Below are 15,769 nucleotides of genomic sequence, written 5' to 3'. Positions count from 1 at the left end.
TCAAGCAATAGAGAAAAAAGCGCGTGGTTATTGAGTTTCTCAAGTTTAAAGTCACTCCTGAATTAAGGGAGAAATTTATCCAAAAAGATGCAGAAATTTGGACGACTGCACTATCTGGCTATCCTGGTTTTCTCAGTAAAGAAGTTTGGATAGAACCTAATGTCCCAACGGAGGTTGTGATGATTATTCGTTGGGCAACGCGAGAGCAATGGAAATCTATCCCTACCGAGCAACTCGACAAGATTGATGCTAAGTTTGCCCAGCAGATGGGGAAAACCTACGAGTTGATTCAGTCATCCGAGTATCAAGTTCGCAAGTTTCCTCAGTCGTAATTGCTTTGTACCATGCCTACCTGTCCCCGTTGTCATCAAGCAGTTGACTCTCAGGTAGTCAACTGTCCTTATTGCCGCACGCCGCTCAAAGCATTCGGTCATCCAGGTATTCCCTTACACCGTGCTACCGGTGACGAACCTTTGTGTAAAACTTGTACTTACCATTTAGATGATAGCTGCACGTATCCCCAGCGTCCATATGCGACAGAGTGTACGCTTTACCAAAACATCGAGCAAAAACGATTGGAGGAGGAGCAAAGACAGAAAAGCAAGAGTCCTGCTATTGTGTTGCAAAATTGGCTGAAGCGCAATCAATCTTTGTTGTTAATTTTAGGGTTGTTATTAGTCTGTTTCCTCATCGCTTTGAGTCATGTCTAAAACAGAAGCTCCCATCGACACCAATATTGTCACCTTTGCAGATATCGAGGCAGCGCATCAACGTTTAGCAGGTGTTGCTCACAAAACTCCCGTAATGACTTCCAGAACGGTAAACGAACTGACGCAAAGACAGGTGTTTTTTAAGTGCGAAAACTTCCAAAGAATGGGAGCATTTAAATTTCGGGGAGCGTATAATGCTTTGTCTCAGCTCTCAGAACAACAAAAAAGGCAGGGTGTACTCACATTTTCTTCGGGAAATCACGCTCAGGCGATCGCGCTTTCGGGTAAATTACTCAACATTCCCACTACAATTGTCATGCCGAAGGATGCTCCAGCTGTGAAGTTAGCTGCTACGCAGGGTTATGGTGCAGAGGTACTGTTATACGATCGCGCCGAAATGACAAGGGAAGAGTTAGCAGCCGAACTCTGTCGGGAACGCCAACTCACTTTTATTCACCCCTACGACCGTCCTCAAGTTATCGCCGGACAGGGTACAACTGCTAAAGAATTAATCGAAGAAGTGGGAGAATTAGATTTACTCTTAGTTTGTTGTGGTGGTGGAGGTCTGTTATCGGGATGCGCGATCGCGGCTAAAACACTTTCTCCGCAATGTAAAGTTATTGGTGTAGAACCGGAAAGAGCAGATGATGCAACGCGATCGTTTCATAGCAAAACTCTGCATACGGTTCATAATCCCGATACAATTGCTGACGGCGCTCGTACTCCGTCTTTGGGAAAAATTACTTTTCCTTTAGTATTGAAATATGTAGATGACATGGTGACAGTATCGGAAGATGCGATTAAACGCACCATGTATTTTTTGTGGGAAAGAATGAAAATTGTCGTCGAACCCACAGGAGTATTAGCCGCCGCCGCTTTATTAGAGGGTGTTGTCACTGCACCAGGAGCAAGAGTTGGAGTGGTTATCAGCGGTGGTAACGTAGATTTGCAGCAGGCTGGAAAATTTTTTATTTTTTAGAGAAATATATTATCAACGCAATATTCATCCAGGTTGCTTGACCTCACATTGCGTTGATAAATTTTTTGCCCGTTTCAGAAACTTTTCGTCAAACGTATAGATTGCTGAGTAATTCTGACTTTGAGCTAGGTGAAATGCATCAGCAAAATCTAAGCCATTTTCGTGCCATTGCAAAACTTGCGCGATCGCGTTTATATTTGTGAGATAAACATTCGGTATTCGTGTCAACTGAAACCACGCCACTGAGCCGCTATTCCCTGACGAATTGCATCTTCCATTTCACCTAAACTTTTAGGCTTATCTTGATATTTCAAACATCCTGCAACATTCTGCAATGTTGTTTCTGGGAAAGGTTTTTTAGGTTTAAGCAGAATGCCATCACCTGTATCAATTACAATCAGTTCTTGTCCTGCTTCCCAACCATGAATACTGCGTAATATCTTTGGGATAATAACTTGACCTTCACTTGATAAGCGGGTTGTTTCCATCGAATGCACAAACTATGGTAAGAAATTTGTAAAAATTATAGCATGAGCTAAACTCGAAATTCTGGCAACGATGAGCGAGTAATGATTATAAGAGAAGCAAATTTAAATGACGTACAAGCGATCGCACGGGTACATGTAGATACTTGGTATACGACATATAAAGGAATTATTCCAGAATCATATCTAGCTAAACTTTCCTACCAGCAGCGAGAGATTGCTTGGCAAAAAATTATAGAAGATACTATGAGTAGCAGCCAATTCGTTGATGTAGCTGAGAACAATTCAGGAGAAATTATTGGTTTTGCTAATAGTGGAAAAGAACGAACTAGCGATCGCACTTACAAAGGTGAGTTATATGCCATATACATTTTAGCAGCATACCAGCGTCAGGGAATTGGTTACAAATTAACTCTATCTACTGTGGATAAACTATCTGAATTGGGTTTTAACTCAATGTTAGTTTGGGTATTAGCAGATAACCCTGCCTGTAGATTTTATGAAACTATCGGCGGACAAAAAGTATACGAAAAACAAATTGAAAGAGGCGGGGTAATGTTAAAAGAAATTGCCTATGGATGGCAAGATATAACAAGTGTACGCGATCGCATTTCATCGCGTTAAACTACATGAGCGGTTGTATCAATTGTATTTTCAGTTGAAATATCTACTTCTGGTATGCCCATACTCTTATTGCTATGTTCTTGAAATATTGCTAGATCGAACCAGAAAGTTGTCCCGACACCAACCTCACTAACCAAATGAATGTTGGCATGATGTTTGTCCATAATATTTTTCACAATAGAAAGTCCTAACCCGGTTCCTTCTAAAGTGTGTACGCGGTTTTCCACGCGGAAAAAGCGATCGAAAATAGCTGCTTGATCCTCTGGATCGATACCAATTCCCGTATCAGCAATTTCAATTCTCACCTGGGGAGATACAATGCGATCGCCTCTTGCAGGCTCCATTTTGTAAGCCCGAATCGCGACTTTTCCACCTTGCTCAGTAAATTTAAGCGCGTTGCCAACTAAATTAGTAAATACTTGAAGTAATAAGTCGTAATGACCGAAAACTTGTGGTAGTTCGGGTTCGATTTGCTGAATTAATTCAATTCCTTTATCTTTAGCATTCAATTGATAATTTCGTAAAGTTTGTTCGACTGCTTGTGCTAAATCTACTCCTTCAAAATGATAAATCCGACAAGAAGATTCTAAACGAGATAAGTCTAAGACATCATTAACCAAACGAGTGAGGCGATCGGTTTCGTTATTTGCAGTTGCTAAAAATTCCCGCTGTTCTTCGGTGCTGAGGTTTTCACCGTAGTCGTGAAGGGTTTCAATATAAGTCTTGATATTAAACAAAGGCGTGCGTAATTCGTGAGAGACGTTGCTGATAAATTGGCTTTTCGCCTCATTCAGTTCGACTTCGCGAGTAATGTCTTGCACTGTCATAGCAATTCCCTTAATACTTTCTCGATGTTGGTCGAGAACGGTAGTCAGAAGAATCCGAATCGTGCGCATAGTTGGCTGAGAAAGCGGAATTCTAAACTCTGCACTTTCGCTTTCTCCCCTTGCTATCTTGTATAGAGGGCGATTTAATTCTGCTTGCACTGAGATTGGTAGATGATTTAATACACTATCTCCAATGACATCTCCATTTTCCCAGCCAAAAATCCGTCGTGCTGTAGGATTAACTAAAATCACTTGCATATTGGTGTCAAGCAGGATAGCACCATCAGCAATAGTAGAAACTAAAGTTTCTAATTTAGCTTTCTCGGCAGTAAGTTCTTCAATATTTTGTTCTTCATAACGCTCTAAACGTTCTGCCATTTCATTAAAGCTAAAAATCAATTCCTTGAGTTCTCCTCCCAAAGGCAAATCGATCCGCTGTTGAAAATTGCCAGCCGCAATATTTTTCACACCTGTCAATAACTCTTTAATTGGTTTGGTAATCATGAGAGTATTAAATACAGCACCCAAAATGACCATGACCCAAATTGACACGAAAACAGCAATTGTTACATCGCGGGTGAGATTGGAAGAGGTGACAACTGTAGGATTTGGGTTGATTCCAATTGCTAATACTCCCAAATATTTACCTTCATGATTGAGCGGGACGAAAACATCAGTGACTTCCCCATCAGGCGTTCGGTGTTGTCGCACCATCGGCAATTCAGAATTAGCGGCGTAATCTTCTGGGAGCTGAATCCGGCGCTCAATTGTCAGTGAAGTTTGTACGGCTGGTTCCCAAAAAGGAATTCCAAAAAAGATTTTTCCTGCTTCGTCGGCATAGAGCATGTAGCGCACGCTAGAAGTGCTACTGTAGAAGCGTTGAGAAAACTGAGCGACTTCGGTGTAATTATTCTCCGCTACCAGAGGGGCAACGTTAGAAGCAAGTAACAACCCCAAGTCACGTCCGAAGCGGGTTTCATTTACCCTTGCATCCACTTGAATCGTGTTAACTGCCCAAAAAGTGAAACCACTGACAATTAACGAAACTACCAGCGTCGCAGCAGCCATCAACTTAGTTGGCAGAGTTAGCTCAAACCACCAACGGGCGATCGCTTCTTGAATTGTTTTTAACGGCGCTAACATGTGAATAAAAATTGGTATTTTATATGTCCTTTGTTCTAAGGTAAAGTTTTTCGACTTAAAAGACAAAGTGGTTACTTGTCATTTGTCATTGGTGGGTGGCTGGTGGCTGGTGGCTAGTGGTTAGTGGTTCGACTCTTTGCTAGTCACTAGCCACTATTCACTAGTCACTGAATTCGGTGTCCGATGTCGCGGCGATAGTAAATGCCGTCAAAATGGATTTGGGCGATCGCATCATAAGCAAGGGCGATCGCTTGCTCGAAATTTTCTCCTACACCAGTAACACCTAATACCCTTCCCCCATCTGTCACTACAGGTGTGGAGTATAGGGTGTAGGGTGTAGGGTGTAGAGACGTTACATGTAACGTCTCTACATCAGTCGGTTCCCCCTTGCCTCCTTGTCTCCCTTGTCCTAGTCTGGTTCCAGCATGAAATACACAACCCCCCGAAGCCTCGGCTGATTCTATTCCTGTGATGACATGACCTTTTTCATATGCACCTGGATAGCCTTTGGCGGCGGCGACAACACAACAGGCGGCTCCCGGCTTCCAGGCGATGGGAGGCAATTCACCTAGTTTTTGCTGACAACAAGCCACGAGCAACTCTTCTAGGGGGGTTTCCAGTAAAGGTAAAATAGCTTGGGTTTCAGGATCGCCAAAGCGACAGTTGAATTCTAGAACTTTAAATTCCCCTGTAGGAGCAATCATCAAACCTGCATATAATACGCCCCGATAATCGATGCCTTTAGAGCGTAAAGTGGCGATCGCTCTCTGTAATACCTCTCGTTCGATCCTTGCCATTAATTCTGGCGTAACCAGGGGAGCAGGGGCATACACTCCCATTCCGCCCGTATTCTCGCCTGTATCCCCTTCTCCGATGCGTTTGTGGTCTTGGGCTGGTAGTAGGGGACGAATCGTTATCCCGTCTGTCAATGCCAATACAGAGGCTTCTTGTCCGATTAAGCATTCTTCAATGACAACAAACTTACCCGCGTCGCCAAATTGCCCCGCGAAAATCGCTTCTAGAGCTTGATGTGCCTGTGCGACTGTTTCGGCTACGATCACGCCTTTACCTGCGGCTAATCCGTCAGCTTTGACGACTATGGGCGCTCCTTGTGCGGTGACATAATCTTTAGCAGCAGCTTCCTGGGTAAATACAGCAGCTTTAGCGGTGGGAATTCCTGCTTCCTGCATCAAAGCTTTTGCCCAGGCTTTACTTGCTTCAATTTGCGCCCCAGCTTTGGTAGGACCAAATACCATTGCGCCTTGAGCTTGGAGATAATCTGTAATTCCCATAGCCAGAGGAACTTCTGGACCCACTACCACAAGATCGATCCCCTGTTCTCGAACTGCTTGACCGATCCGTTCAAAATCATCCACAGAGTAGGGCAAATTTTGACAGCGTGACAGCGTTGCCGTTCCCCCATTACCAGGAGTACAAAATACCTGTTCCACTTGGGGCGATCGCAACAAAGCCCAAGCGATCGCGTGTTCTCTGCCCCCATTACCTACGACTAAAACTTTCACTGCTTTCCTCTAATGCTGCGATCGATTATCTCGTATTGTGGGGTTGGAGAATTGTAGAGACGTTACATATAACGTCTCTACAATTCTTTCTGCTGTTGATAAATAACTTTAAACTGTCGCTGTTGAATTTTATGATCCACGATTGGATTAGGATAGTCTACGGCAGCGCGATCGCGTTTTGAAATGTTTCCACTCAGTAACTCTTCTGTGTCAAAAGAGCGCAATTCTGGCAGCCACTCGCGAATATATTCTCCTTCAGGATCGAATTTTTGAGCTTGACTGGCAGGGTTGAAAATTCTAATTGGTTTAGGGTCCATGCCACTTGAAGCACTCCACTGCCAACCGCCATTGTTAGCTGAAAGATCCCCGTCAATTAGTCTTTGATAAAAATATTTTTCTCCCAATCTCGGATCGATGAGTAAGTCTTTGGTGAGAAAATTGGCGACGATCATGCGACAACGATTATGCATCCACCCAATATTATTCATCTGTCGCATTGCTGCATCGACAATTGGATAGCCAGTTTTGCCTTCACACCAAGCTTGGAAATATTCCTCGTTATTTTCGTAAGGAAAATTCTTAAATTGTTGTCGATATGCGCCTTGTTCGAGTTCGGGGAAATGATACATGGCGTGTTGATAAAATTCTCGCCATGCAAGTTCCTGCTGCCAAGCGCGAATACTCGTCTGTGCTTCATCGCTACGAGTATTTTCCATTGCCTCAACTGTAGCAGCCCAAACTCTACGAATACCGATCGCACCAAATTTTAATGCTGCACTTAGTTGAGATGTCCCATCATAAACAGGAAAATTTCGCTGTTCTTTATACTCTTCGATCGCCCGATGGCAAAATTGTTCTAATCTCTCTCCTGCTGCTGCTTCTCCTGGTTCGATAACTAAGCCATTTTCCCAACTAAATCCTAAATCTTTTGCAGTCGGTAGGGCGATCGCGCCTGCTTGCTTTGCAGTTTGCAATTCTTGTTCTGACAACCCTTCTACATTTTTGAGAGTCTCTGCGGGTGCAGCTTTCGGTTTGCTACTCCAATTACGCCAAAACGGAGTAAATACGGTGTAGGGTTGGTTGGAACCTGTAAAAATATCGTCTGGGGAATGTAATATCTGATCCCAGTTTTCTTCTAAAACTTGGATGCCTCTTTCTTTTAAGCTTTCTATGACAGCGCGATCGCGTACTTGAGAATATGGTTCTACATCCCAGTTCCAGAATACAGCTTTTGCGCTCAGGGCAGTAGCCAGCGCTGGAATGGCTTCACGGGGTTCGCCTTGCAAAATTAATAACTGGCTGCCAACTTGGGCGTAACGCTGCTGTAGTTGCTGCAAACAACCGATCATGTACGTGACTCGTACGGGAGCGACATCATCCCGTTCTAAAATATTGGGGTCGAGGCAAAATACTCCTACTACCTTTTGAGTTCGTTGCCTTGCCGCAGCTAGTCCGGTATTATCTGAGATGCGCAAATCGCGACGATGCCAGAAGAGGATGAGGTCAGACATTCACAGTTACTACTTAGTTCACTCGTACTAGCATAAGGCTTCCAATCCCCGATCGCATCAGCCTACTGAATATTTTTTTGTTTCTTATTTTTGACTTTTGGCTTGCTGCTAAACCCCTTCTCCAAAATTAATAATTTCAGCTACAGTTAAATTTAAATTGGGAAAAAATTGAGATTTGATGCGATCGCTCTCTGTAAAACTTTCAAAGCGGTATTCTTTTTCTGTCAAAATGCTGTCAGAATTTACCAGTTGTCCCACAGAAATTGTCGGTTGCAAGATTTTCGGATTTCTTCTACCTGGATATCTATCGAGATGAAATAGCGGATCGATAATCCATAGTTCCTGTACGCCAAAAGCAGCATACCAAAGGGGTTTATTTCTATAGTCGTCTTCCCAGTTGGTGCTAACAATTTCAATTGCAATGCTAGGCGGTTCTCTCAGTACTGCTTCTATCTGAGTTTGTCGATTCCAATCTTCGCGTTTGATTACGATTAAGTCAGGCTTGCGAGTATCTTTTCTACCTAGTACGAGTACTGGTTGGGGATGAATTAGCAGCCCCAGGTTAGCCCTCTTAGTTTCCGATTTCAGCGCAAACCACAACTCGCTCCGTAAATTTTCATATTTTCCAGAAGGTTCAGCTATGGGTACTATGACACCATTTATGAGTTCGTATGTTTTTCCTTCTGGTAAATCCAGTTCGAGGAATTCATCGACGGTATAAGTTTTTATTTGAATAGCAGTAACCATAGGGTAAGTTTCCATAAGGTATACTTTATTCTAGTTCTACGCTTGACGACTGAGCCAATATCAAGCTGAGGGATACGACAACAACCTTCTTCCTGCTCTAGTATGTAAGTTAATGCGTTTGCAATCGCATCAAGATCGTTCGAGCAAATGCAAGTATTAGCATTAAAATATCTAGAAAACATTACTCTTTAAAAAATTTCCGAATCCCACATGTTCTACCTCTCAATTAGCGGCTACCACTTCTAGTTAAATTAGGACCTTGAGTTCTCAAGTAATATTCATAGAAATATCCATAGCTTTTTACGTGAATATTTGCTTGTTCTAAAATAATTCTTTTAGTTAAATCTAGATAAGCTGATTTTATTTTTGGCGACTGAGAGGCTTGATACTGTTGTTCTAAAATATCTCTTTCTTGCCACAACTCTTTCAGCTTTTCAGTTGGCTCAGCTGCGATTAAATTCCCTAAAGGAACGTAACCAAGGGTATTATAAATTGGTTGCATGTACCCGCGCTGCTGGTAAATGAAAAAATCCCCTTTCGTTTCTACTCTAGTTGTATTGGCGATCGCAGTTCGATATCTATTGGCAAAGCTCGGTTGCGTGAATGCAGGCGCACCAAAGACAATTGTTCTTATATTACTAGGTAAGACTCCCGCATCTACTAACATTGCTGTATAAAGAATTGACGCAGCACCAAGGCTATGCCCTGTAACTAAAATTTCAACTTCAGTATTTGCTTGTTTTTGGAGGCTCAAAATTTCTACAAGTAGTTCTTTAGATTTGATATCGTTAAAAACCTGACCTGCATAATTTCTAAATCCTTCATGGATCAAAGCTGCTGCCCGTCGATACATATTTACAGGCACTCCAGAAGAAATAGCGGCGAGATCGTTAGGATCTTCTAAGCCGACATACGTGCCTTTAAAAGCGATCGCATAAGAAACTTTTCTTTTCCCAAATTGCCCAACTTCTGGCTGGCGGATGAGAACAGCATATCCACCAAAAATTTTATCCTGCTCTTTTCTAATCAGAAAAAAGTCGGATAATTTCATTCTTTTATTAATAACATCGATTTGTTTAGCCCCGTATAGACGTTTAATTTGATTAATAACATTGCTGCGTTTTGTTTTATTTCCAGTTCTTTCAGTATCAAATAACTGATAAATTAAAGCACTACTCAGATGAGCAGCTTTGCCAATGTCCGTACACGCTACAGATCGCTGAAAGCATAACCGCTCGAACTGAACAGATCTTAGATTAGTTACACTATTCGTTTTGCCAATATTTTGAGCTTGACTTGGAACAGCCGTACTAAATAGCCCCAAGCAAAGTGTAGCTTGAGTTAAAAATAGATTTATGTTTTTTTTGAGTAATGTCATAGACCGAATGCTTAAAAGAATTTAATTAAAAAATCTGCATGTACAAAATTCAAAGATTTAACGTTTTTTATTTTTAAATTCCGCAGCAAATTCTTGTTCTAGATTTGGCAGTTTGCTCTGACTGTTGACAAGTCCGCGCCGCACGATCGCATCATAAGGAGCAGTGGGTAACTGTATCGGAGGCATCTTTTTAATTTGCTCTGCTAAGAATTCATTCAATGTTTCAGAAGTCAATTCTCGATTGAGTGCGGCTTGATTGAAATCGACACCCATAGGCAAACTGACAAAGTATTCCTGCTGTTCTTGGGGCAAAACTTTAGGATTATAGCCAATAGTGCGATCGATAATTCGCAGCGATTCAGTGGTACAGTTACGATTTAATGTATCATACATCACACTAGTACCTTCGCGATCGCTCTGATGAATAGCATTAATTAATAATTGTTGTTTTTGCTGTGGAGTTAGCGCTAAGCGAATTTGCTCTACCCGATCCGTAAAGGGAAACTGAGCCGCATCTATCACTCGATCTTCCAAAGCTGTTATTTCTTGAGCAATAGCATAGAAATCAATTAATCCTGAAATTGGGTTCCATCCTGCTGACTTCACGCCAATACCGTTAGCAACATAGACAATATCTCGCACGCGAACTGCTTTTGGTACTCCAGAAGTTGTTTTAGATTGCGGTACCAAAATTGCTTCATATCCAGGCTTGAGGCGAAATCGCAGCTGTCCGTGGGCGCTGTAGGGACTGCGTAGAACGCTATAGTACTGGATCTGAAATATCGCATCAGCAACGGCATTCCGAGGAATTTGAGCCACCCAAAACTTGCCCTTATGTTTGAAGTTAGCAAGCACCATCGATCCTGGCGCAGGTTTATATGGTGCAGCTTCACTAGGAGAGAGTAGTTTGACAGCACGTTGTTCGCAATTCAAACACTGACCTTTAAAAGTACCTTTAGGCATTCTCGCCTGCGGATCGAAAGGGTCTGCGGGGTTGCAAACGCAAGCATTGCTACCACTACTGGTAACGAAATATGGTAAGTCATTTCCTGTTTGGGCGATCGCACTTGGTGTCACAGCAAAGGTAGATAATGCTGTCAATACCACCATTTTTCCTAACAAGTAAAAATTATTCTTTTTTTTTGATACAGTCATTACAACTTCCACTATTTCAAATCTAAATTAAAATCTAAAATCTTTCCCTACTCCCTTATTCAAGGTCTGCTACTATTAAACTCTCTGGGGAACTCCACTTCTAAATTTGCTATTTTACTCTTGCTGTTTACCAGTTTTCGCCTTACAATTGCTTCATAAGGCGGTGTTGGTATGGGAATTTTGGAAAGTTGGGCAAGGCGTTCGATGACGATTTTGTTCAACTTATCGGGTGTTAAATTACCCTTGAACAGAGCTTCATCAACTGCTGGACCTGTAGGCATACTAATAAAAACTTCTGGCTTGCCTTTTTGAGCTAGTTTCGGATTGTAACCAATCGTGCGATCGACAGCTCGTAATACTTCGGAAGTACAATTTTTATTCAAAGTATCGTACATCGAATTTGTGCGATCGCGATCGCCTTGCAAGATTGCACTCATCAGCAACTCTTGTTTTTGTTGGGGAGTCAACGCCAATCTAATTTGCTCGACTCGATCGGTTAATTTGTATTCAAAAGCATCTTTAATTCTATCTTCTAAGCTAATAAATTCATGGGCGATCGCGAAGAAATCTAATAATCCTGTAGCTGGATTCCATTCACCTCCTTCAACCAACATGGCATTTGCTGCATACACAAAATCTCGCATCCGAATTTCAGTTGGCGCTACACCAATTGACTGTGGAACTAAAATTGCTTCATAGCCTGGTTTAAGGCGAAAACGAATTTGACTGTGAGCAGTATATGGGCTTGGTAATACGTTATAGTATTGAATCTGAAAAATAACATCTTCCACAGCATTTTTAGGAATTTTGGCAACCCAGTATTTGCCCTTATAGTTGAAGTTGGCAATGACTAACATATCTGGGGCAGCATTGTAGGGTATTGTTTCTACAGGAGAAAGTAACCTTACAGAGCGTTGCTTACAGCTCATACAGCGACCTTTAAAAGGACCCTGAGGCATTCTTGCTCTCGGATCGAAAGGATCTTTAGGGTCGCAAATACAAACTTTGTTTTTGTTTGCAGCAGCAGGAACAATCCTACCTGATTGAGCGTAAACTATTGGCGTGAAAGTAAGTAAAGGCACTACAGTCAATGCCAAGATCTTTACTGCTTTTCGTTGTAAGTATTGCAGCATAACTTCGATGTTTAAATTATGAATAGAAATATTGTGAATAGAAATGTAGAGATGTAAATTACATCTCTACAGCCAGCTATCGTATAGCTTATATTCAAACAATATCTTTGCGCTTCTGGACTCCAAATAGAAGGGCAAACATAGCAACTATTAGTACTCCCAGCATAGACCAGTGCCAAGCTAAATTGACTTTAAATGAAGCACCATAGTCTTTTTTAAAGCGTTCGATCAATCCTTCTGCACTCTTGATCGCACCCTCATATTTTCCTTTCCACTCGCTATATTCTTTTTGCCAGACATCTACATCTTTTTTGTATTTGTCTACTCTCTTTTCATAGTCATCGAGTTTTCTAGGATCTGAGGGAGCTTTGCCAGGATCTTTCGGCTTAACTGGTTCTGGCTTATCTACTACTGGGTCGTATTTAGATTTTAGACCTGGAAAAACGCATTTTTTAAACAGTGCTTTACCTAAGCACTGGCTCTTTTTTTTCTGTTCGGCAGTTTGTTTTTTTCTTTCTTTTTCTGCTAGTTTCCAGTAGGAATCATCTGCTACGTCTTCACCCATTTGGGAGATCGTGACTAACGACTCAAAAGACCACTTTGTAATTGTGATGCGATTGATCAGCTGCCCTGGAGGACCAAACGTCTCTACAGGTAACATCCCCCCACCAAATGTAATTTGTGGTACGAGGAAAATAATTGTGAGTAGGGGTGCTACGTTTTGGTTGGGCGAAATCGCCGATACTAGAAGCCCCATCACCATCCCAGCTAGAGTAGCCAGGAAGAGAGTGACATACATATTGAACAGTTCTGGCGTGCCACCAGGAAGCTCGATCGCCAGCCATTTAAATAACAAGAAGATTGCTGCTTGATATAGAGCTATTATGACCCCAATCCAAACTTTAGACATGATATAAGGCAAAATTTTCAGCCCGATCATGCGTTCGCGGCGATAGATTTCTTGTTCTTTGACAATCTCGCGCATGGTAGCTAAGCTGCCTACAATTACCGCAATTAAAGCGGTAGTAAATAGCATCGTGATTGCTTGTCCGGCATCACCTTCTTGAAGATTGAAAACGTCTCGCTTCCAAGTTACAAAATCCATGATGCCGAGAATTGGCGCGATCGCACCCATCAAAAACAAGCCAGCGCGATCGCGCATCAAAATTGCTAAGTTGCGACGCGACAGGATGATAAACTGCTGCCATGCCGAAACTTGCTTAATTGTGCTACCTGGTTTCTGTTTGGCTCGATGGCTTCTTTGTGCCATTTGGGGCATTTGCAGCTGTTGTTGGCGCTCTAATACGTACTTGTGATAGTGACGCGAGTTTCTAAAGCGTTGCTGCCATTCTTCAGGTGATAGTTCGTGTTCTACCTTGCCATAAATCTGGTCGAACTCCTCCACCCCAAAATAGTCAATTGCTTCTGCTGGCGGACCAAAATAGGCGACTCGTCCCCCTTTCGCCAAAAATACCACGCGATCGCACAGCGTCACGTTCTTCGTGGCGTGAGTAATCAGCAAGATCGTCCGTCCCTGATCTGATAATTTGCGCAACAACTTCATGATCTGAAGTTCCGTACCGGGGTCAAGACCGGATGTCGCTTCGTCAAGGAAAAATAAGCTGGGTTTGGTAATTAGCTCGACTCCAATCGACACCCGCTTGCGCTGTCCGCCGCTCAATGCTTTTACAGGTACGTCCTGGCGTTGCAGCAATTCTAAGTCTGTCAAAACTTCTTGCACCCGCTTTTGACGTTCGCCAGGAGTGGTATCTGAAGGCATCCTTAACTGAGCGGCAAAATCGAGCGCTTGCTTGACCGTCAATTCTTTGTGAATGATGTCATCTTGAGGGACGTAACCGAGTTCGGTACGGTAGGCATTAAAGTTTTTGTATAAATCTTCTCCGTTTACCAGTACCATCCCACTTGTAGCAGGGCGAAAACCGTTGAGTGCATCGAGGAGGGTCGATTTCCCACCACCGCTGACTCCGGCAATTACGATAAATTCTCGCGGCAAGATCGACAACGAAATGTCATCCAACAAGGTCGTGCCTTTACCGACAACCTTCGTTAAGTTGACGGCATCCAGACGCAGATTCCCTTCTTCGTTGAAGCTCACTAAAGTCTCGTCAACGTTGAAGACAAAGCGAGTCGGACCGATGCGAATTGTATCTTCAGGTCTGAGCGACTGCGAACCGCTGACGCGCTTGCCGTTGACAAAAGTACCGTTACTGGAATTGAGGTCGGCGATCGCAAACGTCCCATCTTGACGCGAAATTCTGGCATGATAGCGCGATACGGTTGGATGGTCGATTGCAATATCGTTCTGCTCGTCGCGACCGATCGTTAAATTATTGCGATTGCTCAGATTCAGTTGATGCGTAATACTCGGTACTTGGTCGGTAGCAGTTGTCTGGAAAGTCAGAGTAATTCCAGAACCGATCGCGATCGCGTCTCCATCCATTAACCGCCGTTCGCTAATGCGTTGCCCTTGATATAACAACCCATTTCTGCTCCCTAGATCGACTATCGTGTAGCTGCCTTGACGCTCGACTAATTCGGCGTGCCGTGACGAAACTTGGGGAAAATTAATCGGGACATCACAACTAGGATCGCGACCGATCGTCATCTGGTTTTTGACAATCGGAATATCTTGCGTTCCCGCTGGAGTCGTCACCCGCAATATCGGTGTTACGATCTGAGTCTGAATTGCTTGCGGTGGTGCAGCAAAATTTGTGGCTTCAAAGCCAACAGTCGTCCCTATCCCCGTCATCTGGGTTGCAGTTGCACCTGTAGTGACTTCCTCAACACCGCAAAAGCGCAACTCGCAACCCCCGATTCTAATCGTGTCTCCATCTTTGAGTTGCCTCGGTTGACTAGGAGCCAACCTAGCATTATTGACAAAAGTGCCAGTACTACTTCCTAAATCTGTAAGTAAGTATCCACTTATACCTTGGGGCGCCAGCTGAGCGTGATAGCGCGAAACATTACTTTCGCTCAAAACTAAGTTATTATCTCCCGCTCGACCAATTCTCACCACGTCGCCGTTGAGTAGAAACTCTTGCTTACTACCGTCACGTCTACCAATCTCCAGACGTGCAGAAGACTGAATCATAATATTTTTATTTTTTTAATTATTCTGTAGTTTGATGTCGTAGCTGGAAAATTTTTCTCTGAGATTGCAGTATATTACCGAAAATTCGGGTTCTCTCCAATTTCATTAAAATTTTATACTCTCAACTCACTCGATCTATGCACGTTCTGCACATATTGTTACAACATCTGTTACAAGGTCTTGTTACAATGTCGAGCAGCAACGTATGATAGTATCTGCCAATACAATTAAATAGTATTTAAAGAGAAATAAAGATTTCAGGCTGAGCTAAAAGCTAGTGTCAGGCGCGCTTGCTGTCAAGCACACAAACATTCAGATGTTAGCGGTTAGTACGAGAAACACGCATTCTCATTGGATATTGCTAGCTATAAACGATCGGCTCATAGCCGATTGCCTCGATCGAGGCTGCTAGGCAAGCAAGAGGAAAAAGCAGATAGGAGAA

Annotated in this window: 13 protein-coding genes and 1 pseudogene; 4 read left to right on the top strand and 10 right to left on the bottom strand. The window is 42.9% G+C overall.

Features of this window, described 5'->3' with window-relative positions; translation table 11 throughout:
* Positions 1–23 precede the first annotated feature (23 nt).
* From M5J74_RS21005 to M5J74_RS20995, 3 genes are read left to right on the top strand one after another with little or no spacing between them, the layout of a single operon-like run.
* A complete protein-coding gene (locus M5J74_RS21005; protein WP_015155969.1) occupies positions 24–332 on the top strand; it encodes a TIGR03792 family protein in 309 nt (102 codons plus the stop codon).
* A 12-nt stretch (positions 333–344) separates the two neighbouring features.
* Positions 345–710 (top strand): hypothetical protein, encoded by a 366-nt coding sequence (locus M5J74_RS21000; RefSeq protein ID WP_106168778.1) that lies wholly within the window; start codon positions 345–347, stop codon positions 708–710.
* The gene (locus M5J74_RS20995) at positions 703–1,689 is read left to right on the top strand and encodes a threo-3-hydroxy-L-aspartate ammonia-lyase (protein ID WP_250013063.1); all 987 of its coding nucleotides are present in this window, start codon (positions 703–705) and stop codon (positions 1,687–1,689) included. Before M5J74_RS21000 ends, M5J74_RS20995 begins: the two co-directional genes overlap by 8 nt.
* A gap of 24 nt (positions 1,690–1,713) precedes the next feature.
* Here the strand turns inward: M5J74_RS20995 and M5J74_RS20990 are convergent.
* Positions 1,714–1,911, bottom strand: a pseudogene (locus M5J74_RS20990) (PIN domain nuclease); the annotation flags it as partial.
* Between the two features lie 2 nt (positions 1,912–1,913).
* Positions 1,914–2,177: an AbrB/MazE/SpoVT family DNA-binding domain-containing protein gene (locus tag M5J74_RS20985; protein ID WP_106168776.1), complete on the bottom strand. Its 264-nt coding sequence runs from the start codon at positions 2,175–2,177 to the stop codon at positions 1,914–1,916.
* Positions 2,178–2,258: 81 nt separating this feature from the next.
* Here M5J74_RS20985 and M5J74_RS20980 point away from each other — a divergent pair, with 81 nt between their 5' ends.
* Complete coding sequence (locus M5J74_RS20980; RefSeq protein WP_106168775.1) at positions 2,259–2,798, top strand: GNAT family N-acetyltransferase; 540 nt, start codon at positions 2,259–2,261, stop codon at positions 2,796–2,798.
* Here M5J74_RS20980 and nblS read toward each other — a convergent pair.
* From nblS to M5J74_RS20940, 8 genes are all read right to left on the bottom strand, one after another.
* The gene (nblS, locus tag M5J74_RS20975; protein ID WP_106168774.1) at positions 2,795–4,768 is read right to left on the bottom strand and encodes a two-component system sensor histidine kinase NblS; all 1,974 of its coding nucleotides are present in this window, start codon (positions 4,766–4,768) and stop codon (positions 2,795–2,797) included. The genes M5J74_RS20980 and nblS overlap by 4 nt on opposite strands.
* Positions 4,769–4,932: 164 nt before the next feature.
* Positions 4,933–6,291, bottom strand: coding sequence for a phosphoribosylamine--glycine ligase (gene purD / locus M5J74_RS20970; RefSeq protein ID WP_106168773.1), 1,359 nt, complete (start codon positions 6,289–6,291; stop codon positions 4,933–4,935).
* A gap of 77 nt (positions 6,292–6,368) precedes the next feature.
* Positions 6,369–7,802 (bottom strand): deoxyribodipyrimidine photo-lyase, encoded by a 1,434-nt coding sequence (locus M5J74_RS20965; protein WP_250013062.1) that lies wholly within the window; start codon positions 7,800–7,802, stop codon positions 6,369–6,371.
* A 108-nt stretch (positions 7,803–7,910) separates the two neighbouring features.
* Positions 7,911–8,549, bottom strand: a complete 639-nt coding sequence (locus tag M5J74_RS20960; RefSeq protein ID WP_250013061.1) for a Uma2 family endonuclease — start codon at positions 8,547–8,549, stop codon at positions 7,911–7,913.
* A gap of 226 nt (positions 8,550–8,775) precedes the next feature.
* Positions 8,776–9,927: a lipase gene (locus M5J74_RS20955; RefSeq protein ID WP_106217777.1), complete on the bottom strand. Its 1,152-nt coding sequence runs from the start codon at positions 9,925–9,927 to the stop codon at positions 8,776–8,778.
* A gap of 57 nt (positions 9,928–9,984) precedes the next feature.
* Entirely contained in the window at positions 9,985–11,082 is a 1,098-nt protein-coding gene (locus M5J74_RS20950) for a DUF4105 domain-containing protein (RefSeq protein ID WP_250013060.1), read from the bottom strand.
* Positions 11,083–11,141: 59 nt separating this feature from the next.
* Positions 11,142–12,215, bottom strand: a complete 1,074-nt coding sequence (locus M5J74_RS20945) for a DUF4105 domain-containing protein (protein WP_250013059.1) — start codon at positions 12,213–12,215, stop codon at positions 11,142–11,144.
* Positions 12,216–12,309: 94 nt separating this feature from the next.
* Positions 12,310–15,327 carry an ABC transporter ATP-binding protein/permease gene (locus M5J74_RS20940; protein ID WP_015155957.1) on the bottom strand — a complete coding sequence of 1,006 codons (3,018 nt, stop codon included), beginning with the start codon at positions 15,325–15,327 and terminating at the stop codon, positions 12,310–12,312.
* Positions 15,328–15,769 lie beyond the last annotated feature (442 nt).

The organism is Chroococcidiopsis sp. CCNUC1 (assembly GCF_023546805.1).
Classification (GTDB): Bacteria; Cyanobacteriota; Cyanobacteriia; order Cyanobacteriales; family Chroococcidiopsidaceae; genus Chroococcidiopsis; species Chroococcidiopsis thermalis.
Note: the sequence above shows the minus strand (reverse complement) of the source record. Positions and strands in the feature narration are given on the sequence as shown.

What these genes read in the sequence shown, in the direction of transcription:
- M5J74_RS20995 (WP_250013063.1), top strand. Translation starts at nt 703, where the DNA reads ATGTCTAAAACAGAAGCTCCCATCGACACCAATATTGTCACCTTTGCA.
- M5J74_RS21000 (WP_106168778.1), top strand. Translation starts at nt 345, where the DNA reads ATGCCTACCTGTCCCCGTTGTCATCAAGCAGTTGACTCTCAGGTAGTC.
- M5J74_RS20950 (WP_250013060.1), bottom strand. Translation starts at nt 11,082, where the DNA reads ATGACTGTATCAAAAAAAAAGAATAATTTTTACTTGTTAGGAAAAATG.
- nblS (WP_106168774.1), bottom strand. Translation starts at nt 4,768, where the DNA reads ATGTTAGCGCCGTTAAAAACAATTCAAGAAGCGATCGCCCGTTGGTGG.
- M5J74_RS20985 (WP_106168776.1), bottom strand. Translation starts at nt 2,177, where the DNA reads ATGGAAACAACCCGCTTATCAAGTGAAGGTCAAGTTATTATCCCAAAG.
- M5J74_RS20945 (WP_250013059.1), bottom strand. Translation starts at nt 12,215, where the DNA reads ATGCTGCAATACTTACAACGAAAAGCAGTAAAGATCTTGGCATTGACT.
- M5J74_RS20965 (WP_250013062.1), bottom strand. Translation starts at nt 7,802, where the DNA reads ATGTCTGACCTCATCCTCTTCTGGCATCGTCGCGATTTGCGCATCTCA.
- M5J74_RS20955 (WP_106217777.1), bottom strand. Translation starts at nt 9,927, where the DNA reads ATGACATTACTCAAAAAAAACATAAATCTATTTTTAACTCAAGCTACA.
- M5J74_RS20980 (WP_106168775.1), top strand. Translation starts at nt 2,259, where the DNA reads ATGATTATAAGAGAAGCAAATTTAAATGACGTACAAGCGATCGCACGG.
- M5J74_RS20940 (WP_015155957.1), bottom strand. Translation starts at nt 15,327, where the DNA reads ATGATTCAGTCTTCTGCACGTCTGGAGATTGGTAGACGTGACGGTAGT.
- M5J74_RS20960 (WP_250013061.1), bottom strand. Translation starts at nt 8,549, where the DNA reads ATGGTTACTGCTATTCAAATAAAAACTTATACCGTCGATGAATTCCTC.